Annotated in this window: 18 protein-coding genes; 11 read left to right on the top strand and 7 right to left on the bottom strand. The window is 70.8% G+C overall.

Annotation, left to right across the window (positions count from 1 at the left end):
* Nucleotides 1–64 precede the first annotated feature (64 nt).
* A complete protein-coding gene (locus ITJ62_RS17285; protein ID WP_064295326.1) occupies nucleotides 65–547 on the bottom strand; it encodes an Lrp/AsnC family transcriptional regulator in 483 nt (160 codons plus the stop codon).
* 193 nt (nucleotides 548–740) lie between these two features.
* Between ITJ62_RS17285 and ITJ62_RS17280 the strand changes: the two genes are divergently transcribed.
* Together ITJ62_RS17280 and ITJ62_RS17275 are read left to right on the top strand one after the other, a co-directional pair.
* Nucleotides 741–1,547, top strand: a complete 807-nt coding sequence (locus tag ITJ62_RS17280; protein ID WP_370581982.1) for a PP2C family serine/threonine-protein phosphatase — start codon at nucleotides 741–743, stop codon at nucleotides 1,545–1,547.
* A gap of 91 nt (nucleotides 1,548–1,638) precedes the next feature.
* Complete coding sequence (locus ITJ62_RS17275; RefSeq protein WP_194604819.1) at nucleotides 1,639–4,692, top strand: FtsK/SpoIIIE domain-containing protein; 3,054 nt, start codon at nucleotides 1,639–1,641, stop codon at nucleotides 4,690–4,692.
* Between the two features lie 31 nt (nucleotides 4,693–4,723).
* Here the strand turns inward: ITJ62_RS17275 and ITJ62_RS17270 are convergent, their stop codons facing one another.
* Complete coding sequence (locus ITJ62_RS17270) at nucleotides 4,724–5,728, bottom strand: asparaginase (protein WP_194604816.1); 1,005 nt, start codon at nucleotides 5,726–5,728, stop codon at nucleotides 4,724–4,726.
* Nucleotides 5,725–7,098, bottom strand: a complete 1,374-nt coding sequence (gabT, locus tag ITJ62_RS17265) for a 4-aminobutyrate--2-oxoglutarate transaminase (protein WP_194604813.1) — start codon at nucleotides 7,096–7,098, stop codon at nucleotides 5,725–5,727. Before gabT ends, ITJ62_RS17270 begins: the two co-directional genes overlap by 4 nt.
* 82 nt (nucleotides 7,099–7,180) lie before the next feature.
* On the opposite strand from gabT, the gene ITJ62_RS17260 reads away from it, so the two are divergent.
* Complete coding sequence (locus ITJ62_RS17260) at nucleotides 7,181–7,663, top strand: OsmC family protein (RefSeq protein ID WP_194604812.1); 483 nt, start codon at nucleotides 7,181–7,183, stop codon at nucleotides 7,661–7,663.
* A gap of 21 nt (nucleotides 7,664–7,684) precedes the next feature.
* On the opposite strand, the gene ITJ62_RS17255 is transcribed toward ITJ62_RS17260, so the two are convergent.
* A complete protein-coding gene (locus tag ITJ62_RS17255; RefSeq protein WP_194604810.1) occupies nucleotides 7,685–8,497 on the bottom strand; it encodes a 1-acyl-sn-glycerol-3-phosphate acyltransferase in 813 nt (270 codons plus the stop codon).
* 145 nt (nucleotides 8,498–8,642) lie between these two features.
* Here ITJ62_RS17255 and ITJ62_RS19385 point away from each other — a divergent pair, with 145 nt between their 5' ends.
* The 7 genes from ITJ62_RS19385 to ispG all read left to right on the top strand — a co-directional run bounded on the left by ITJ62_RS19385 (nucleotide 8,643) and on the right by ispG (nucleotide 15,870).
* Entirely contained in the window at nucleotides 8,643–9,641 is a 999-nt protein-coding gene (locus ITJ62_RS19385) for an FKBP-type peptidyl-prolyl cis-trans isomerase (protein ID WP_194604807.1), read from the top strand.
* Nucleotides 9,642–9,676: 35 nt separating this feature from the next.
* Nucleotides 9,677–10,756 (top strand): 1-deoxy-D-xylulose-5-phosphate reductoisomerase, encoded by a 1,080-nt coding sequence (locus ITJ62_RS17245; protein WP_194604804.1) that lies wholly within the window; start codon nucleotides 9,677–9,679, stop codon nucleotides 10,754–10,756.
* Nucleotides 10,757–10,841: 85 nt separating this feature from the next.
* Nucleotides 10,842–12,176, top strand: coding sequence for an RIP metalloprotease (locus ITJ62_RS17240; protein ID WP_085513192.1), 1,335 nt, complete (start codon nucleotides 10,842–10,844; stop codon nucleotides 12,174–12,176).
* Nucleotides 12,177–12,295: 119 nt separating this feature from the next.
* Complete coding sequence (locus ITJ62_RS17235; RefSeq protein WP_194604801.1) at nucleotides 12,296–13,504, top strand: sensor histidine kinase; 1,209 nt, start codon at nucleotides 12,296–12,298, stop codon at nucleotides 13,502–13,504.
* Nucleotides 13,501–14,160, top strand: a complete 660-nt coding sequence (locus tag ITJ62_RS17230; RefSeq protein ID WP_194604798.1) for a response regulator transcription factor — start codon at nucleotides 13,501–13,503, stop codon at nucleotides 14,158–14,160. Before ITJ62_RS17235 ends, ITJ62_RS17230 begins: the two co-directional genes overlap by 4 nt.
* Before the next feature lie 134 nt (nucleotides 14,161–14,294).
* Nucleotides 14,295–14,633, top strand: coding sequence for an SHOCT domain-containing protein (locus ITJ62_RS17225; RefSeq protein WP_138944658.1), 339 nt, complete (start codon nucleotides 14,295–14,297; stop codon nucleotides 14,631–14,633).
* A 76-nt stretch (nucleotides 14,634–14,709) separates the two neighbouring features.
* Nucleotides 14,710–15,870 (top strand): flavodoxin-dependent (E)-4-hydroxy-3-methylbut-2-enyl-diphosphate synthase, encoded by a 1,161-nt coding sequence (gene ispG, locus ITJ62_RS17220; protein ID WP_064295337.1) that lies wholly within the window; start codon nucleotides 14,710–14,712, stop codon nucleotides 15,868–15,870.
* A 44-nt stretch (nucleotides 15,871–15,914) separates the two neighbouring features.
* Here the strand turns inward: ispG and ITJ62_RS17215 are convergent, their stop codons facing one another.
* The 3 genes from ITJ62_RS17215 to ITJ62_RS17205 are packed head-to-tail and all read right to left on the bottom strand — an operon-like array spanning nucleotide 15,915 to nucleotide 19,448.
* A complete protein-coding gene (locus ITJ62_RS17215; RefSeq protein WP_228498750.1) occupies nucleotides 15,915–17,225 on the bottom strand; it encodes a DUF6716 putative glycosyltransferase in 1,311 nt (436 codons plus the stop codon).
* Nucleotides 17,226–17,253: 28 nt separating this feature from the next.
* Nucleotides 17,254–18,183 (bottom strand): N-acetylneuraminate synthase family protein, encoded by a 930-nt coding sequence (locus tag ITJ62_RS17210; protein ID WP_194604792.1) that lies wholly within the window; start codon nucleotides 18,181–18,183, stop codon nucleotides 17,254–17,256.
* Nucleotides 18,180–19,448 carry an acylneuraminate cytidylyltransferase gene (locus tag ITJ62_RS17205; protein ID WP_194604789.1) on the bottom strand — a complete coding sequence of 423 codons (1,269 nt, stop codon included), beginning with the start codon at nucleotides 19,446–19,448 and terminating at the stop codon, nucleotides 18,180–18,182. Before ITJ62_RS17205 ends, ITJ62_RS17210 begins: the two co-directional genes overlap by 4 nt.
* Nucleotides 19,449–19,646: 198 nt before the next feature.
* Here ITJ62_RS17205 and ITJ62_RS17200 point away from each other — a divergent pair, with 198 nt between their 5' ends.
* Nucleotides 19,647–20,648, top strand: a complete 1,002-nt coding sequence (locus ITJ62_RS17200; RefSeq protein ID WP_191941387.1) for a MoxR family ATPase — start codon at nucleotides 19,647–19,649, stop codon at nucleotides 20,646–20,648.
* Nucleotide 20,649: the final 1 nt, after the last annotated feature.

Below are 20,649 nucleotides of genomic sequence, written 5' to 3'. Positions count from 1 at the left end.
TACCTCGGTCGGGGGTGGCAGAGCGTGATACGAGGGACGGCTTGCGCCGGTCCGGGGATCCCCTCTAGCGGGTGCCCCAGTCGTAGAGCTGCTTGTGCAGCCGCAGGTAGACGAAGGTCTCGGTTCCCGAGACGCCGTCGACGGTGCGGATCTCGTCGTTCAGCAGCGCGATCAGTTCCTCGTCGTCCTCGCAGACCACTTCCACCAGCAGGTCGAATGAGCCGGCGGTCAGGACGACGTAGTCGACGGCCGACAACGCGGACAGGCGGTCCGCGACCACGCGGGTGTCACCGGTCACTCGGACGCCGATCATCGCCTGGCGGGTGAAACCGAGCTGCATCGGGTCGGTCACCGCCACGATCTGGATGACGCCGGACTCCGTGAGCTTCTGCACCCGTTGCCGCACGGCGGCCTCGCTGAGCCCGACGGCCTTCCCGATCTCGGCGTAGGAGCGGCGTCCGTCGGTCTGGAGCTGCTCGATGATCGCCTTCGAGGTGTCGTCGGGCGGCGCCGCCTTCGCCGGTGCATCGGAGCTGGCTCGTGTCATGCGTCGATCATGACAGTGCGGACGGGTCGCGGCAAGCGGATCCGCAGGACCGGCCGACCCCGGCGTCCGGATCCGTCGTCGTCGAACCGTGGGCGGAATCCGCCGAGCCGGGTGGGGCGGTCCGGCGGTCGGCCGGTACCGTACTATCGTCGAGGGTGCATCAGCCACCGCCAGCCGTATTAGAGGAGCAGACGTGACCGAGCACGGGCAACGGATCGTCACGCTGCCCGGCGGGCGTCGAGTGTCACTCGCGTGGGCCGGCATGACCGATGTCGGTAAGCGGCGCGAGTTGAACGAGGACGCCTTCGTGGCGCTCCCTCCCGTGTTCGCCGTCGCCGACGGCATGGGTGGGCACTCCGCCGGCGAGGTCGCGAGCGCAGCGGTCGCGCATCGCCTGACGAAGGCCACCGAGGGAGCCGAGATCCTCACCGTCGACGGCCTCGTCGACGCACTGCGCATGGCCGTGGCGGACATGATCGACACCGCGGAGGAGGGCGAACTCGGCATGGGCACCACGGTCACCGGTGTCGTGCTGACGGCCGACGAAGGCGAGGGTCGCGTCGCGGTCTTCAACATCGGCGACTCCAGGGTCTACCGGCTGCAGGAGGGCGAGCTGGTCCAGGTCACCGAAGACCACTCGATCGTCCAGGAGTTGATCCGCGCCGGAGCGATCAGCCCGGAGGAGGCGGAGTTCCACCCGAACAGCAACATGATCACCCGGGCCGTCGGACCGTCGGACGACCCCGTACCGGACGTCGAACTCTTCCCGATCGAGACCGGTGCCCGATGGCTCGTCTGCTCGGACGGGCTGACGAAGGAACTCACCGACCACGGGATCTGGTACTTCCTGACGGAGGGGGCCACACCGGTCGACGCGGCCGAACTCCTCCTGCGCGCCGCCCTCGACAACGGCGGACGCGACAACGTCTCGGTCATCGTGCTCGACATCGCGCCGGTCGACGAGACCTCGGACGAGGGCGTCAAGCAGCCCGCCTCCTGAGCCCGCTCCACAGCCGCTGCTCGGGCGGGCTTCGAGCCCGGTCGGATCGTCCGGTCAGCCGGTCAGGGCCACTCGGTGCTCCACTGGAGCCATGAGCCCTTCGGACGTGTCGCCCTCCGCGACCACCTCGCACCGGCCCGCGACGACGCCGACCCGCCTCCGTGCACCCAGCCCGCCGGCGCAGCCGCCCACCGGGTCGCTTCCGATCCTCGCAAGCCTCGCCCCGGTCGTCGGGTCGGTCGCCCTGTTCGCGATCACCGGCTCACCCGTGACCCTCGTCTTCGCCGCGCTCGGGCCCCTCATCGCCGTCGCCGGCTACATCGACGCACGCTGGACCAGACGGCGGCGCGGACGGCGGGCGCGTGCGGCGTACGACACTGCGACGCAGGAGCTGGAACAGGACGTCGCGCGAGCGCATGCCGAGGAACGCGAGGAGCTGCGAGCACTCCACCCTGCCGGTCGGCTCCTCGACGTCCTCGACGGCCCCGATCGTGCCAGGTGGCGGGTACCGGAGGCCCGCCGCACGCTCGTCTGCGTCGGGCGAGGGGAGACGAGGAGTGCCGTCCGGGTGGACGCGGGGGCCGACGACGACCGGTGGGAGTGGGCGGCACGGCTGTCCGAGGCGCCGGTCGTGGTCGACGCGGTCGAGGGGATCGGCATCGTCGGTGGGAAGGTCTTCGCGCGCGCGGTGGCCCGCAGCATCCTCCTGCAGCTCGCCCGACAGCTCCCGCCGCAGGCAGCGCAGTTCTCCGGGGACCCCGCGGCTCCTGACGACCGCACCTGGGCGTTCCTCGAGGACCTCCCGCACCGCGCGGTCTCGGACCCGGTCGAGCCGGTGCGCGACGGGGGTGCGGCGGACCCGACGACCCTCGTCTCGGTCGTCGAGCGTTGGGAAGCGGTCGGGGCTGCCGCCGGGCGCTCGGGAGGACGCCCACCGACCGGCGGTGTGCTCGTCGCCCTGTCCGACACCGTCGAGCTCATCCCCACCCGCTGCCGACACCTGCTCGTGCTCGGCGCCGACGGGCAGACCGTCCTCGCCGACGGGACCGGCGCCTCCTCGTCCGTGTCGGTGTCGCCGACCCTGCTCGCGGAAGCCGAGGCGGAGCACGTCGTCGGGGCGCTCACCGCCGCCGCACTCACGACGGGGGAGTCCCCGGCCCTCTCGAGTCTGCCGACCGACGTCGCCTTCGCGCAGGTGCATCCGGTGCGGGGCCGTCGCCCGCCGGCGGGATCCGACTGGCGGCCAGATGCGCTCCGGGTCGCCGTCGGCACCGGCGTCGAGGGCGTGCAACTGCTGGACCTCGGGGCGGACGGGCCCCATGCGCTGGTCGGCGGCACGACCGGGAGCGGCAAGAGCGAGCTGCTCATCACCTGGATCACGGCTCTCGCCGCGCAGTGCTCGCCGCAGGAGCTCTCCCTGCTCCTCGTCGACTGCAAGGGCGGCGCCTCCTTCCAAACGGTGGAAGCCCTGCCGCACGTGGTCGGGATGGTGACCGACCTCGAACCGGGAGCGGCGGACCGCGTCGTGTCGAGTCTGCGGGCCGAGCTCCGCCACCGCGAGCGCGTGCTCGCCGGACACGGGGCGCGGCACCTGCTCGACCCCGTGCTCGCGCCGGAGCATCGCCCGGCACGGCTCGTCGTCGTCGTCGACGAGTTCCAGGCGCTGCTCGACGCCAGCCCGCACCTCCATCAGGTGTTCGCGGACCTCGCGGCCCGCGGGAGATCGCTCGGCCTGCACCTGATCCTCTGCAGTCAGCGTCCGGCGGCGGTCGCCGCCGATGCCATCCTCGCGAACTGCACGCTCCGTCTCTCGCTCCGGGTCACCTCGCGCCCCGACAGCGCCGCGATCCTCGGTGTGCCCGATGCAGCTGCGATCCCGGCCGGTATTCCGGGCCGCTGCATCGTCTGGAACGGCGACCGACGACTCGTGTTCCAATCCGCGGTCACGACGTCCGACGACATCCTCGCGGTGCGTGAGCGGTGGCGCGACGCGCCTGCACCTCGGCGACCATGGCTCGACCCCCTACCGGCACGCCTGGCCTTGAGCGCCGTCTCGGAGATCGAGGCGGGACGTGCCGGAGGCTCGGTGAGCACCGGTGTCGGCTGTCCTCCCGGGGAGGGCATCGTGTTCGGCCTCACGGACCTCCCCGAGGAGCAGGCGCAACGCCCCGCGGCGTGGTGTCCGGAGCACGATGGCTCACTGTTGGTGCTCGGCGCCGGACGTTCCGGTCGAACGACCCTGCTGGACACGCTCGAGGTCGCGGCGCGTGGTCGCTACCGCGTGGAGCGCGTCGGCGAGGATGCCGAGCAGGCCTGGGACACCGTGATGGCGCTGTCGGATCCGCTCCGTCCGACCGAGGCCACCCTCCTCCTCGTCGACGACGTGGAGTCGCTCCTCGCCACCGCTGGGGACGAGCACGGCGCCGCCCTCCGCGACGCACTGCTCGGCCTGCTGCGAGACGGCGGACGCCGCGGCGTCAGCGTCGTCCTCGTCGCCTCCCGGCTGGGCGGTGTGGTCCACCGGTTCTCGGCTCAGCTGGGCAGCACGCTGGTCCTCCGCCTCGCTGATCGGCAGGATCATCTCGTCGCCGGCGCACCCGCGTCCTGCTTCGATGCACGCCGACCCGCGGGCCGCGCGCACTGGCAGGAGGCGGAAGTGCAGATCGCGCTCGCTCCGCCGTCGCCGTCACCAGCGTCCTCTGCGCCAGGGGTCCACCGCTGGCGTCCGAGCCCGGCACGCGCGACCGTCATCGTCACACGTGCGACCGGAGCGGTCCGGGCGATGCTGCAGCGCTCGACCGGGACGGAGCGACGCGTGCGGCTCATCGAACCGGCGGCGCACCTGTTCCCGTCCGCACCGCTCGCGGGCGTCGCGGGCACCGAGAGCGACGTCCTGGAGGACGACGCCGCGATCGTCGTCCTCGTCGACCCCGAGACGTGGCTGTCGGGCCGGTTGGTCGTCGGGCGAGACCTTCCGCCGAGCACCGCCGGTGCCGACCTGGTGGTCCACGGCTGCTCCGCCGCCGACTTCCGGCAGGTGACCAGGAGCCGCGAACTCCCGCCGCTCCTCGGCTATGCGAGCGGCCGTGCCTGGTGGTGGCGGGCCGGACAGGAGGCGATGCGTGTTGACCTGCTCGGCTCCTGACCCGAAGGCGCTGAGGCTGTCGGCCGGGCGATCAGACCGCGGTGACGGCGATCCGGCCGACGACGGCGGCTCCGCCGTGGATGGCCAGGTCGAGTTCCGGTTCGAGGGCGTCGACGGCGGCCGCATCGAGTGCTCCGACCGAGACGAGCAGTCGGAGGGCGACGATCGTCGAGGCCCGGAGCGAGCCGTCGAGGACCTTGAGCGCGACGGTCGCGCCGCCGGGTGCCGACATGACCATCACGCCTTCCGCCCCGAGCTTCGCGAACAGGCCGAGGCGTTCGATGACGAGCGTGTTCGCCCGGCCTGGTCCGTCGAGGGCCCAGCCGTTGGCGAGCACCGCAGCCGTGAGCAGCCCGGCATTCCGGTACAGGGCGAACGGCGAGGTGGGGGAGGAGTTGACGACGCGTCCGATGCCACGTGCGAGTCCGGTCAAGGAGACGGCGTACACCGGCGCCCCGCAGCCGTCGACCCCGCTGGCGGCGGGCTTCTCGCCGGTGAAGCGCTCGACGGTGTCGCGGACGGCGAGCTGCAACGGATGGTCGGGCTCGAGATACGTCGCCTGGTCCCACCCGTTCTGCGCGCAGGCGAGCAGCATGGCCGCGTGCTTGCCGGAACAGTTCATGTACAGCGGGCTCGTGCCGAGGCCGTCCCGGACCAGCTCGTCGCGGGATGCGCGATCACCGGGCCAATCGGCCGGGCACTGCAACGCCGAGTCCTCGATCCGAGCCCGGCCGAGCATGCTGCGCACGACCTGGACGTGCTTCCGGGTCCCCGCATGGCTCGCGGTCGCGAGCACGGCCTGAGCGCCCTCGAGGGACACCCCGGCGTTCATGATCGTGATCGCCTGGAAGGGCTTGAGGCATGAGCGGGGGAAGACCGGTGCGTCCGGTGCTCCGAGGCTCGCGAGGACTTCGCCCTCCGGCCCGAGGACGATCGCCGATCCGGCGTGACGTGACTCGATGAAGCCGCTGCGCTCGACGACGGCCAATTCCACCGCGTCCGCGACGCCGAAGGTCTGGGGGACCGCCGTGTTCACAGTGCTGCGAGCGCCTGATCGATGACCGTCATCGCGTCCGCGATGAGCTCGTCGGAGACGGCGAGGCTCGGGAGGAAGCGGAGGACGTTGCCGTAGGTGCCGGCGGTGAGGACGAGCACGCCCTGCTGCGCGGCGGCTGCGGCGACGCCGCTGACGGCGGCCGGGTTGGGCTCCTTCGTCGTCGAGGCGGTACCCGGCTGGACGAGTTCCATCGCGATCATCGCGCCGATGCCGCGGACGTCGCCGATGATGTCGTATTTGCCCTGGAGCTCGAGCAGCGCTGCGGTCAGGGTGGCACCGATGCGATCCGCTTCGGCCAGGAGACCACGGGACTCGATCGACTCGAAGACCGCGACCGACGCGGCACACGCGACGGGGTTGCCGCCGAAGGTGCCGCCGAGGCCGCCGGGCTGGCTCGCGTCCATGATCTCGGCGCGTCCCGTGACCGCAGCGAGCGGCAGACCGCCGGCGATGCCCTTCGCGCTCAGCACGAGGTCGGGGACGAGGCCGAAGTGCGAGCTCGCGAAGTACTCGCCCGTGCGCGCCATGCCGCTCTGGATCTCGTCGGCGATGAACACGACGCCGTTGGCCGTGCACCACTCCTGGAGCGCGGGGAGGTAGCCCTCCGCGGGGACGACGAAGCCGCCCTCGCCCTGGATCGGCTCGACGACGAGGCACGCGAGGTCGGTGGCACCGATGCGCTTCTCGAGGTAGGCGATGGTGCGGGCCGCAGCCGCAGCTCCGGACAGGCCGTCGTGGTAGGGGTAGGAGTTGGGGGCGTGGTAGACGTCGCCGGCGAACGGACCGTAGCCGGTCGCGTACGGGGCGGCCTTGTAGTTCATCGCCATCGTGAGGTTGGTGCGACCGTGGTAGCCGTGGTCGAGCACCGCGACAGCCCGCCGACCGGTGTACTTGCGAGCGATCTTCACGCCGTTCTCGACCGCCTCGGCGCCCGAGTTCACGAGGACCGACTTCTTCGCGAAGTCGCCCGGGGTGTGCTCGGCGAGCAGCTCCGCGACGCGCACGTACTCCTCGTAGGGGGTGATCGTGAACAGGGTGTGCAGGACGTCGGCCGCCTGGTCCTGGACGGCGCCGACCACGGAGGACTCCGTGTGGCCGATGGTGGTGACGCCGATACCGGCACCGAGGTCGATGAACTGGTTGCCGTCGACGTCGACGACGATGGCGCCGTGCGCGCGCTCGATGTACACCGGGAGGACACTCGACACGCCATCGGACACGACGGCGTTCCGGCGGGCGTGCAGCGCCTGCGAGCGCGGGCCCGGGACGGCCGTCACGATGCGACGCTCCTGCGTCACGCTGGGGGCGGAGGCGGTCGTCTGGTCCGTGGTGTCGAGCGTGTCAGTCATAGTCCTCCAGCGTAGCGCGACCTCCCGACAGCGGGGCCGCGAACGCGGGCCGCCGTGGGGAGGCCAGTGGGATACTGGTGGCATGATCACGGGCCACCACGACTACACCATCGGCGTCCGCTGGGACGGAGACCTCGGGACGGGCACGAGCGGGTACCGGGACTACTCCCGGGAGCTCACGGTGACGGCCGCCGGGAAGCACGACCTCGAGGGCTCGGCCGACAAACCGTTCCGCGGCGACCCGGGTCGATGGAACCCTGAGGAGCTGCTCCTTGCGGCCCTCGCGCAGTGCCATCTCCTGTCCTACCTGCACGTCGCGGTGACCCTCGGTGTCGTGGTGACGGCCTACACGGACGAAGCCGTCGGGACCATGGTCGAGGACGGTGCGGGGAGCGGTGCGTTCACGGAGGTGGTCCTGCGTCCGCAGGTCACGGTCGCCGATGCATCGATGGTCGAGGCGGCGCGAGCAGGGCACGCCCGCGCGAACGAGCTGTGCTTCATCGCCAACTCGGTGAACTTCCCGGTCCGTCATGAGCCGACGATCGTGGTCGCGACGACCACCTGAGGAGTGGACCGATGCCGCGGCTCAGAGTCGCTCGGGGCGGAAGGCGCGCTTGATGCGCTCGACGGTGTCGGCGGGCGGCGACTCGTTGTAGGCGTTCGCGAGCTCCTGACCGGTGAGGGCGTGGATCGCGGCCATGATCTCGTCCGTCGCCTTGCGTCTGGCGCGTCCTGAGGTCGCCGGTCCATGGTGGCTCACGTCGATGGGTTCACCGAAGATCACCGTGACCGGTTTGAACTTCGGGATCGTCGTGCCCACCGGCATGAGGTCGTCGGTGCCGATGAGGCCGACCGGGACGACCGTCGCGCCCGTGGTGAGTGCCAGCCAGGCGACACCGGTCCTGCCGCGGTACAACCGTCCGTCGAGCGACCGGGTGCCCTCGGGGTAGATGGCGAAGGCCTCGCCGCTCTCGAGGATCCGGCGTCCCTGGTCGAGGGCTTCCTGCGCCGCCTGCCCGACACCACGTTCGACCCCGACAGCGCCGATCGAGGTGAAGAACGTGCGCGAGACCCAGCCCTTCAGGCCGCGTCCCGTGAAGTAGTCGGACTTCGCCAGGAACTGCACCCGGCGTGGGGCGCTGATGGGGATCGCGATGCTGTCGATGAACGAGAGGTGGTTGCTCGCCAGGATGACCGGCCCACGCTTCGGGACGTTCTTCCGGCCGATGATCTTGGGGCGGTAGAGCAGCTTCGCCGTCGTGTTCAGGACGGCTCGTCCGAAGTAGTAGACGACACCGGGTTTCGACGGCGTGACCACCGCGTCGGCCGTCGACGGCTCGACGGTGGCCTGGTCGGAAGGTTCCTGGGCGCGTCGCTGCGTCTGTTCCTCATCGGCCATGCGCACGACTGTACCCGCCGACGCATGCGCGACTCGGCATACTGACGGGGCTGGTGCACCGAGGATGTTCGGCGCGCTGTCAGCCAGCATGGAGCCTGGTGGGTGAGACTGGACCGACCCCTCAGCAACGACCGAAAGTTCCCCTGTGCGCAAGAGCCTCTGCCTTCTGGCCGTCATCGCGTCCCTCGTGTCGCTGACCGCGTGCAGTTCGGCGACGTCGCAGTCGCAAGCGCTTCCCAGTCCGGGGGAGTGCGCCGACACGAGCGCAGGCAAGGCGTCCAAGGCGATCAGCGTGAGCGGTGACTTCGGCTCGATCCCCGAGGTCACCTTCGCCAAGGGCACGCTCGCCGCAGACACCACCGAGCGCACGATCGTGGCCAAGGGCGACGGAGAGCGGGTCGATCCCGGCGACACGACGTTCGTCGAGATGTCCATCTACAACGCCGTGACCGGTTCGATCGTCGCGCAGACCGCCTACGGTGCGAGCCCGGCGACGGCGATCGTGGTCAACGACCAGAAGTACCTGAAGGGCCTCGTCCGCGCCGTCGAGTGCACGAACGTCGGATCCCGTGTCGCGGCGTTCGTCACGGCGGGCGACGGTTTCGGTTCCGCTGGGTCGAGCGACGGCACGGTCCAGGCCGACCAGCCGCTCGTCGTCGTGGCCGACGTCCTCAGCACGGTGCACAGCGATGCCAAGGCGGACGGCGTCCCGCAGGAGCCCGTCGCCGGGATGCCCGCGGTCGAGCTCGACACCGCCGGACGACCAACGGTCACCATCCCCGAGGAGCCAGCTCCGACCGATCTCCAGGTCGCGGTCCTCAAGCAGGGCGACGGAGCGGTGGTGCAGCCCGACGCCGAGGTCATCATCAACTATCAGGGTGTGAACTGGCGGACCGGCGAGGTCTTCGACGAGAGCTGGGGCAACGGACCGACGAACTTCCAGCTGTCCGCCGTGGTGAAGGGCTTCTCGAGCGCCATCGCCGGCCAGCACATCGGATCGCAGGTCATCGCCGTCATCCCGCCCGACCTCGGGTACGGACCGAGTGGCGGCAACAGCCAGGCGGGTATCGAGGCCGACGACACCATCGTGTTCGTCATCGACATCCTCGACGCGAGCAGCACCACGGCTCCCGCCGCGGGCTGAGCGGCCGACTCGGTCGCCGACGTAGACTGGCCGCCGTGAGACGCGTCATCATCCTCGGATCAACCGGCTCGATCGGCACGCAGGCACTCGACGTCATCCGGGGCGACCGCGACCGCTTCGAGGTCGTCGGCCTGACGGCCGGCTCGAACGCCGAGCTCCTCGCCGAGCAGGCCGCCGCCTTCCACGTCGACGACACGGCCCTGGGCGCCGCCGACGCCGAGCAGCTCATCCGCAGCGTCGACGCCGACGTGGTGCTGAACGGGATCACGGGCTCCATCGGGCTCGGCCCGACCCTCGCGGCCCTCGAGACGGGCCGGACGCTCGCGCTCGCGAACAAGGAGTCGCTCATCGTCGGTGGCGACCTCGTGCGGCGGATCGCGGCACCCGGCCAGATCGTGCCCGTGGACTCCGAGCATTCCGCGATCGCCCAGGCCCTCCGATCCGGCACCGCCACCGAGGTGCGGCGGCTCGTCCTGACCGCCTCGGGAGGACCGTTCCGCGGACGGGACCGCGCATCGCTCGTGGGCGTCACGCCGGCCGAGGCGCTCGCCCACCCCACCTGGGACATGGGTCTCGTCGTCACGACGAACTCGGCGACCCTCGTCAACAAGGGGCTCGAGGTGATCGAGGCGCACCTGCTGTTCGACGTCCCGTACGACCGCATCGAGGTGACGGTCCACCCGCAGTCGATCGTCCACTCGATGGTCGAGTTCATCGACGGTTCCACCATCGCCCAGGCCTCGCCGCCCGACATGCGGCTCCCCATCTCCCTCGGGCTCGACTGGCCCAACCGGGTCGGAGGTGTCGGCGTCCCGCTCGATTGGACCTCGCCCCAGCAGTGGACGTTCGAGCCCCTCGATCACGAGGCCTTCCCGGCGGTGCGACTGGCCAAACTCGTGGGCGGACAGGGCCGCACCTATCCGGCCGTGTTCAACGCCGCGAACGAGGAGGCCGTTGCGGCCTTCCATGCGGGTCGACTGGGCTACCTCGGCATCCTCGACACCGTCCGCGCGGTCGTCGACGACCACGAGGCGCCCGACGGCGAGCTCACCCGTGAGGCGCTCGCGGAGGCCGAGCGCTGGGCGAGGGCTCGCGCGCAGCAGCGCATCGGCTGACCTGCACGTTCATCGTCGGAGGCTTCAGAGCGGCCGTACAGCCGGCGTGCAGCCGGTGACCCGACCGCGCGAGTAGGGTTGCGCCGTGGAATCCGTCCTCCTCTACCTCCTCGGCATCGTGATCGTGCTCGTGGGCCTCATCGTGTCCATCGGGCTGCACGAGGTCGGTCACCTCGTGCCCGCGAAGCTGTTCGGCGTGCGGGTCACCCAGTACATGATCGGCTTCGGTCGCACCATCTGGTCGCGTCGCAAGGGGGAGACCGAGTACGGCGTCAAGATGATCCCGCTCGGCGGCTACATCTCGATGATCGGCATGTTCCCGCCCAAGCAGCCCGGCGGTGCCGCCCGGAACGCCAGCACCGGCTTCTTCGACACGCTGGTCCAGGACGCGCGAGAGGCGAGTGCAGACACGATCGGCGCCGGCGACGAGGAGCGCACCTTCTACCGGCTGCCCGTCTGGAAGCGGATCGTCGTCATGCTCGGCGGCCCGTTCATGAACCTCGTCCTCGCCGTCCTCTTCATCGGTATCGCCGTGTCGGGGTTCGGCGTCCCCCAGCAGAGCAGCACGCTGACCTCGGTGTACGAGTGCGTGTTGCCGTCCACGAGCGACCGCCAGAGCTGTGCAGCGGGGGATCCGCAGGGTCCGGCGGCCGCCGCAGGCTTGAAGCCGGGCGACACGATCCTCTCGATCGACGGCACCCCGATCTCCACCTTCGCCGAGATCTCCGCGGCCGTGCAGGATTCGCCGGGCAAGCCGTTGGCCCTCGAGGTCGCCCGCGGAGAGCAGCGACTCGACCTCACCCTGACGCCGCTGCTGCTCGAGCGGGACGTCGTCGACGCCGAGACCGGCAAGATCGTCACGAACGCCGACGGCTCGGCGAAGACCCACGAGGTCGGCTTCGTCGGCATCACCCCGCAGCAGCAGATGGTGGCGCAGCCCGTCACCACGATCCTGCCGACCGTCGGCGACACGATCGCCCGGACCGCCAACATCATCCTGAACCTGCCCCAGCGCCTCATCGACGTCGGGCAGGCCGCGTTCGGATCCGGCGAGCGCGATCCCAACGGGCCGATGAGCGTCGTGGGCGTCGGACGGGTCGTGGGCGAGGTGGTCAGCCTCGACGAGATCCCGGTCGCGTCGAAGGCGGCGACCGTGTTCGGCATCCTCGGGTCGCTCAACGTCGCGCTCTTCGTCTTCAACCTCATCCCCTTGCTGCCCCTCGACGGCGGGCACGTCGCAGCAGCGCTCTGGGAGGCGATCCGTCGCCGCTTCGCGAAGATCTTCCGACGTCGCGATCCCGGGCCGGTGGACGCGGCGAAGCTCATCCCGCTCACCTTCGGCGTGGTGATCGTCCTCGGCGGCATGAGCGCGCTCCTCGTCTACGCCGACATCGTGAAGCCCGTCAACCTCTTCGGGTAGCCGTCGCGACCGGAGCCCGCGGGACCTTCCCATCTCGGTACGGCCGTACTCCCCGGGGAGTACGGCGCAGGCTCCGTGCGGGCGACGCGGCGGCTCCGACCCGCGAGTAGCATGCAGGGATGGCATCGGTCGAGACGGGTTCGGCACCCTGGACGACGCCGGGCGATCGCCGACCCGGACGCCCCGTCTGGCGCCTCTGGGCACCGGTGGTGGTGTCCTTCCTCGTCCAGGTGCCCGCGACAGCGGTGCTCGCCCTCCACGGTTCCTTCGGCCCGGGTGCCGGTGCCTCTGGGTGGTCCCGTTCCTCGGCCGTCCTCCTGGCACTCGCCGGCGTGCTCTGCCTGCTCGCTGCCAGGCGGTCGCCCGGGCCGACGGTCGCGGCGGTCGCCGTGCTGTCGAGCGCCTCGATGCTGACGGGTCCCACCTGGGGTCCTCCCGCCGTGGCGCTGGCGTTCGCCGCGGGTTCCGGCATCGTCCGTGGGGCGCGCGGCTGGACCTATCCGTCGCTGGGACTCGGGTGGGCGCTCGCCCTGACCGTCGCGCTCGCCGTCGGTTGGAAGGTGTCGGGCTTCCGCGTCGGGGCCACGACCGCCCTCGTCATCGTCGCCGTCCTCCTCGCCGAGGGACTCCGCACCCGGCGCGAACAGCTCGACGCGGATCGCCGGCGTCAAGGCGAACGTCGGGCGTCCGCCGCCCAGGAGGAGCGCGTGCGTATCGCCCGTGAGCTGCACGACGTGGTCGCCCACTCGCTCGCACAGATCACCGTCCAGGCCGGTATGGGGCTGCACCTCATGGACACCCAGCCCGAACGTGCCAGGGAGGCGCTGACGAACATCAAGGGGTCGAGCAAGGCGTCGCTCGACGAGGTCCGCGGCCTCCTCGACGTCCTCCGTGGTGCCGATGCGGCCCAGGATCCCACGACCGGCGCGCCGAGGCGACCGGGGCCGGATCTCGAGGCACTGCCGCTCCTCGTCCAGTCCCTCCGGGACCAGGGTGTCGACGCGGTCCTCGAGCAGCGCCTCGTCTCCACGCCCGGTGCGGCCGTGCAGCAGGCGCTGTACCGGATCGCGCAGGAGAGCGTCACGAACGTCCTCCGGCACGCGCAGGCCGGACGGGTCTCCGTCGAGCTCGTCGAGGTCGACGGCACCTACCGCCTACTCGTGGAGGACGACGGAGTCGGTGCCCCACCCGGACCCGCGGAGCACGGCAACGGCCTCCTCGGCATGACCGAGCGTGCCGAGCTCCTCGGCGGCACCCTCGAGACCGGGCGGAGTCCGCTCGGCGGCTTCCGTGTCACGGCCCGGGTGCCGGTCCGAGGCGTCGCATGATCCGCGTGGTCGTCGCCGACGACCAGGCACTCATCCGCGGCGGGTTCCGCGCCCTCCTCGACGCGGAGCCCGACATCGCGGTCGTGGGTGAGGCGGCCGGTGGGGACGAGGTGCTCGTGGTCGTCCGTCGGGAGCGGCCGGACGTGGTCCTCATGGACATCAGGATGCCCGGAGGCGACGGCCTGGCCGCCACCGAAGCCATCGTCGCGGATCCGACGCTCGAGGCCACCCGCATCATCGTCGTCACCACCTTCGAACTCGACGAGTACGTCGCGCAGGCGATCCGGGCGGGCGCGAGCGGCTTCCTCGTCAAGGACACCGAGCCGGCCGAGCTCATCCGAGCCGTCCGCGTGGTCGCGTCGGGTGACGCCCTGCTGTCGCCCGGGGTCACGAGGCGGCTGCTCACCCAGGTCGCCGGAGCGATCGCCGCGCCGCTCGACGACGCCGTGATCGCCGGGCTCACCGAGCGCGAACGCGAGGTGCTGGGTCTCGTCGGACGCGGACTCACCAACGAGGAGATCGGAGCGGCGCTGTTCCTCAGCCCGCTCACCGCGAAGACCCACGTGTCGCGCATCATGTCGAAGCTCGCGGCGCGCGACCGGGTCCGACTCGTCGTCATCGCCTACGAGACCGGGCTCGTCAGTCCCGGCGTCTGAGCGCCGGGTGGTCGTACTCCCGGGGGAGTGCGGTGATCCGTCCCGTCGTCGGATGCCCTCGGTCACCATCCTGAGGAGGCTCGGGGTCGTGATGCGGACGACGGTCGTCGTCCGCCCGACGAACGGAGTCCTCCATGTCCACCTCCCTGATCGTGCTCGCCGCGACCGCCATGCATCCCGGTGGTCCCGGGCCGGGCTTCCACCTCCTCTGGCTGCTGCTCATCCCCGCGTTCTGGATCGCCGTGATCGTCCTCATCGTCGCGCTCGTCGGTCGGCGGTGGCGTCGCCGAGCCTGGTCCGGGGCGTCCCCGGACGGCCACCAGGGCCCTCCGTGGGCCTGGCGTCAGGACGGGTCCCGGAGCGCCGAGCAGACGCTCGCCGAGCGCTTCGCCCAGGGCGACATCGACGAGGTCGAGTACCGGGAACGGCTCGGCGTCCTGCGTGCGAATCGCGAGGCGCCGCCCGCGCGTTGACCGCGGATCGCGACGTCCCAGCAGGCATTCAGCTCACGGGGAGCCTGCGGGGCGTCGCGCGCGTAAGCTGAGGCTCGTGGTAGCTATCAATCTGGGTCTTCCGTCGGTTCCCGAGACGCTCAGCCCGCGGCGCAAGTCGCGACAGATCAAGGTCGGCAAGGTGCTCGTCGGCGGCGACGCCCCGGTGAGCGTCCAGTCGATGACGACGACCCAGACGACCAACATCAACGCGACCCTCCAGCAGATCGCCGAGCTCACGGCCTCCGGCTGCGACATCGTCCGCGTGGCCGTCCCGACCCGCGACGACGCCGAGGTGCTGCCGATCATCGCGAAGAAGAGTCAGATCCCGGTGATCGCCGACATCCACTTCCAGCCCGCCTACGTCTACGCCGCGATCGACGCGGGGTGCGCGGCCGTCCGGGTCAATCCCGGCAACATCCGGAAGTTCGACGACCAGGTCGGCGAGATCGCCCGGCGCGCGAAGGCCGCCGGCGTCTCCCTCCGCATCGGCGTCAACGCCGGGTCCCTCGACCCGCGGTTGCTGCAGAAGTACGGCAAGGCGACCCCCGAAGCGCTCGTCGAGAGCGCCGTCTGGGAGGCGAGCCTCTTCGAGGAGCACGACTTCCACGACTTCAAGATCTCCGTCAAGCACAACGACCCGGTCGTCATGGTGAAGGCCTACCGGCTGCTCGCCGAGCGCGGTGACTGGCCCCTGCACCTCGGCGTGACGGAGGCAGGTCCTTCCTTCCAAGGAACCATCAAGAGCGCGACCGCCTTCGGCATCCTGCTCTCCGAGGGCATCGGCGACACCATCCGTGTCTCGCTCTCCGCGCCGCCGGCGGAGGAGATCAAGGTCGGGCTGCAGATCCTGCAGTCGCTGAACCTCCGCGAGCGCAAGCTCGAGATCGTCTCCTGCCCGAGCTGCGGGCGCGCCCAGGTCGACGTCTACAAGCTCGCGAACGACGTGACCGACGGCCTCGAGGGGATGAGCGTCCCCCTGCGCGTCGCCGTCATGGGCTGCGTCGTGAACGGCCCCGGGGAGGCTCGCGAGGCCGACCTCGGCGTCGCGAGCGGCAACGGTAAGGGCCAGATCTTCGTCAAGGGCGAGGTCATCAAGACGGTGCCGGAGTCGGAGATCGTCGCGACGCTCATCCAGGAGGCCAACCGTCTGGCCGCCGAGATGCCCGCGGACGACACCTCCACGGGCGCACCGGTGGTGACGGTCGGCTCCAACTGAGTCGGATCACCGTCCGCCCGGTCTCCGGTCGAGCGGTGATCCCGTCAGCGGGCCGTGCGGTGACGAGCCCCGTGCGGAGCGCGCACCTGCGTCTCCGTCTCGATCGGTGCGAGCCGACGGGAGGCGATCGGTTGCCGCTCGGCCGGCTGGACGCCCCGAGCGCGACGGACCAGACGGCGAGCGATCTGCAGTGGCCGCCCGATGACGAAGGCGACCGTGCCCAGCGCGCTCGTGTCGGCCCGCCCGAACGCCCGACGACGCTCCCAACCGGTGCGGAGCATGCCGCCGCGACTCTGTCGTGCCCGAGGACGGATCGGCAGGGTCCCGAGGTCGCGCGCGGCGAACGCCTCCTCCGACCGCTGGATCCAGTCGTCCTCCGGGGCGGGGTGGAAGTAGTTCTGCTGCAGCCAGTCCGGGTTCGGGTACCGGAAGCGGGCGGCCATGAGGTCGTCCTTGGAGGCCAACAGCCCGCTGCCCTCGAAGACGGTGTTGATGAGCGCCGGGTCCACACCGAAGTCGTCGAGCAGGATGACCGGTACCCCGGCGGCGATGGCCTCGATCGCGGCGGTGGAACTCACGGTGACGAGCCCGGCCGCGTGGCCGAGGTGGACCGCCATCGAACCGGTGGCGACCCGGAGGTTGTCGGGTGTCGGCCCGGTGAGGAGGGTGTCGAAGGGGTAGTGCTCGTGATGGGTCTGCGGGTCGCCGGCGAGGCCGCGCACCTTGATCACGACGTCGAGGTCGCGGTGCCGGATCGCGAGGGTCCGCAGCCAGGAGAGGATCCGGAGCCGGTCGCCGCGGTCGGCCGGGACGGTGGCCTGGGCCGCGAAGACGACCCGGGTACGCGGGGCGGGCTCGGCCGGTGGCTCGGTCGCCGGGTCCGTCAGGAACGGCAGGGTCGCGAGCGCGAACGCCGGCTCGACCCCGTGCGTCAGCGCGAGTTCACGGTAGGCGGCGACTTCGCGGTGGCTGTGCAGGACGAAGACGTCCGCCTGCGCGCGGAGGAAGATCCCCTTCCACTTCGCCGGAATGGAGATGCCGGGGAGACCGGTGAGCAGCACCGGGCGGGAGGCGCGCCCCAGCGTGAGGAGTTCCGAGATGACGACCTCGGCGACCGGCCCACGCGTGGAGACGAACACGCCGTCCGGCTGCTCGGTCCGGATGAGGTCGACGAGTCGTCGGAGCGACAGGCGACGGACGGTCCGACCCTCGAACGCCGTGTGGAGCAGGGCGATGTCCACCTGCCGGTCCGTGGCGGACACGTCGCTCTCGATGAGGACGAGGTCGACGTCCCAGCCGGTCGCGCGGGAGAGGGTGGCGGCGCCCCACTTCACGAAGGAGTCGGAGTCCACCACCCCGATCACCCGACGTCGGGGCCCATGATCAGGCATCGACCCTGCGCAGCTTCGCGAGTGGGGCGAGTTCGCCGGGGAAGACGCGCTTGACGCCGTCACCCATGGCGGTCTCGATGACCCGGATGTCGCGGACGAGGTTCGAGAAGCCGTGCGGTTCGAGCGACGCGGCGTGGTCCGAGCCCCACATGGCACGGTCGAGCGTGATGTGGCGTTCCACCATCGTGGCTCCGAGGGCGACCGCGGCGAGGGAGATCTGCAGACCGGTCTCGTGGCCGGAGTACCCGATCGGCACACCGGGGTAGCGGGCGGCGAGGCTGTCGATCATCCGGAGGTTCGCCTCTTCGGCGGGCAAGGGGTAGGTGGAGGTCGCGTGCAGGATGACCAGCGGCGAGTCCCGGAGGATGTCGACGGCGCGGTCGATCTGCTCGAGCGTCGACATGCCGGTCGAGAGGATGATCGGCTTCCCGGTCGCGGCGAGACGGGTCAGGAGGCCCGAGTCGGTCACCGAGGCGGACGCGACCTTGTGAGCGCTGACGCCCAGGTCCTCGAGGAAGTCGACGGACGGTTCGTCCCACGGGGAGGCGAACCAGCTGAGCCCGCGCAGGGTGGCGTGGTCGCCGATCTCGATGTACTGCTCACGGTCGAACTCGACCCGGTAGCGGTAGTCGAGGTAGCTCATCTCACCCCATGGCGTCTGCCGCGGGACGTCGCGCATGTGCGCCGGCGTCGAGATCTCCGGCGTGCGCTTCTGGAACTTGACGGCCTGTGCGCCGGCGTCGGCTGCCACGTCGATGAGTCGCTTCGCGAGCTCCACGTCCCCGTTGTGGTTGAGACCGATCTCCCCGATGACGTACGCGGGGGCGCCGCCGCCGACGGGGATGCCGTCGATGCGCACGGGGGACGGCTGCGTCCGGCCGTCGAGGTCGGTGGTGTCGTTCGCGTCCTGGTGGATGCTCATGGTCGTGCTCCGTTCGATTGCAGCGTGGACAGCTTCAGGGGGTCGAGGGCCGCGCGTGCGGCGAGGACGAGGTCGGCGAGTTCGCGGACGGCGCCGTCGCCGCCTCGGCGTTCCAGGACGAGCCGAGAGACGGCACGCGCCTCCGGGTGCGCATCGGCGACGACGACCGGCCAGCCGACGATCTCGAGTGCCGGGATGTCGTTGACGTCGTTGCCGAGGTAGGCGATGCGGTCGAGTGGGACGCCCTTCGCCACGGCCCAGTCGCGGAGCGCGGTCGCTTTGTCGGCGGAGCCGTACACGACGTCGACGCCGAGTTTGGCCGCGCGTGCGGCGACGATCGGGACCCGCTCGGTCGACAGGATCAGGAACGGCAGCCCGGCCTCGCGCAGCAGACGGACGCCGAGGCCGTCACCGCGATGGACGCTCACCCGTTCGACCCCGTCGGCGTCGATGCTGGCGCGGTCGTCGGTGTGGACCCCGTCGAAGTCGGTGACGACGGCGTCGACGTCGAGGTGGTGCTCCGAACGCTCCGAGCCCGACGGGATGCCCAGCTGACGTTCGGCGAGTCCGGCGATCGCCTCGGCGACGAGCAGATCCTCCGGTTCGTCGATGTCGAGCGCGGCGAAGGACCTGGTGACGGCCGGCGCGATCCGGCCGAAGAAGCGGTGCCCGGCCTCGAGGAAGCCGTCCGTGTCGAAGACGTAGAACGAGCCGGTCTCGCGGTACTGCGGGGCGCGGTCCTGCCGTCGGGGACGCTCGCGGTGGTCGTGACCGATCCCTCGGGCACCCTTCGTCTTCTCCGTCCAGAGGAATCCGTGGTCGAGTACCGCGGCGAAGACGGAGTCCGCCCGCCCGGAGGAGACCAGGGCGACGGCGTCGTCGAGCGCTTCCACGTCGAGGAAGGGCGACGTCGCCTGCGCGAACACCGTCACGGGGGTCAGCTCGCCGCGCTCCGCGAGGACACCGAGCGCGTGGAGGAGCGCGGCCTCGGAGGAGGTGCTGTCCTCGGCGAGTTCGGCTGGCCGGTCGATGACCTCGGCGCCGGCGGCGACGGCGGCGGCGGCGAGGTCGGGGTGATCGGTCGTGACGACCACGCGCGAGACTTCACCCGACCGCAGCAGTCCTTCGACCGATCGCGCGATGAGGGTGCTCCCGCGGACCGTCCTGAGGTTCTTGCGGTGGATCCCCTTCGAACCGCCCCTGACCGGGACGATCGCCGTCGCGCCGTCGGTCTCCGGGTGCCTCCCGTGCGCTGCAGATGTCATCGATCCACGGTAGGAAGCGGCGGTGGACGCGAGGGGGACGGTGGGCGAACGGCGGCCGACGCCCTGGTGGCCATCCGGTGGCCGAGGCGTCCGAGCTCCGGATCTTCACACGTAGACTGTTCGGACCGCCGGGTCCCACCAGGCGGATCCGCGTTCGACGGTCATCCGTCCGGACCGCCAGCCTCGCCAGGGAGACCAGTGACCGTGACGCCGAGCACCCCCATCGCGCCAGCCGAGCTGCAGCGGGCCCGCAGCATCCTCTCCGAGATCGTCGGTGCCTACGATGCGAAGGTGGTCGGCCAGCAGGGCCTGCGCACCACCCTGCTCGCGGCACTCGTCTCGGGCGGGCACGTCCTGCTCGAGAGCGTCCCAGGTCTCGCGAAGACGACCGCGGCGGAATCGATCGCCCAAGCGGTGAACGCCTCGTTCAAACGCATCCAGTGCACCCCCGACCTGTTGCCGAGCGACATCATCGGCACCCAGATCTACGACGCCCGCACCGGCGCGTTCCAGACCCAGCTCGGTCCCGTGCACGCGAACTTCGTGCTCCTCGACGAGGTCAACCGGTCGAGCGCGAAGACCCAGAGCGCGATGCTCGAGGCGATGCAGGAACGCCAGACCTCCATCGGCGGCACGCACTATCCGTTGCCGAAGCCGTTCTTCGTGCTCGCCACGCAGAACCCCATCGAGCAGGAGGGCACGTACCACCTGCCCGAGGCGCAGCTCGACCGCTTCCTCCTCAAGGAGGTGCTCGACTACCCGACGATCGGCGAGGAGGCCGAGATCGTCCGTCGGGTGAACTCCGGGCTCTACGAGACCGACCAGGACCGCCCGGGGGTGAGCCTCGAGGACGTCCTGTTCCTGCAGTCCCTCGCCAAGCGGGTCTACCTCGACGCATCGATCCTCAACTACATCGTCCAGACGGTCTACGTGACCCGCCATGCGGGCGACTACCTGCCGCCGAAGCTCGCGAGCTACATCGAGTACGGGGCGAGTCCGCGTGCCAGCATCGCGTTCAGCACGGTCGCGCGGGCGCTCGCGATCCTCGCAGGGCGGGACCACGTCATCCCCGAGGACGTCAAGGGCTACCGCCACCAGGTGCTGCGGCACCGGATCATCCTGAACTTCGAAGCCGCGGCCGACGACGTCTCGCCCGAGACGATCATCGACGCCGTCTTCGGAGCGGTCCAGGCACCGTAGG

Source organism: Plantibacter sp. VKM Ac-2876 (assembly GCF_015350715.1).
Classification (GTDB): Bacteria; Actinomycetota; Actinomycetes; order Actinomycetales; family Microbacteriaceae; genus Plantibacter; species Plantibacter auratus.
This window is presented reverse-complemented; position numbering and strand designations above follow the sequence as displayed.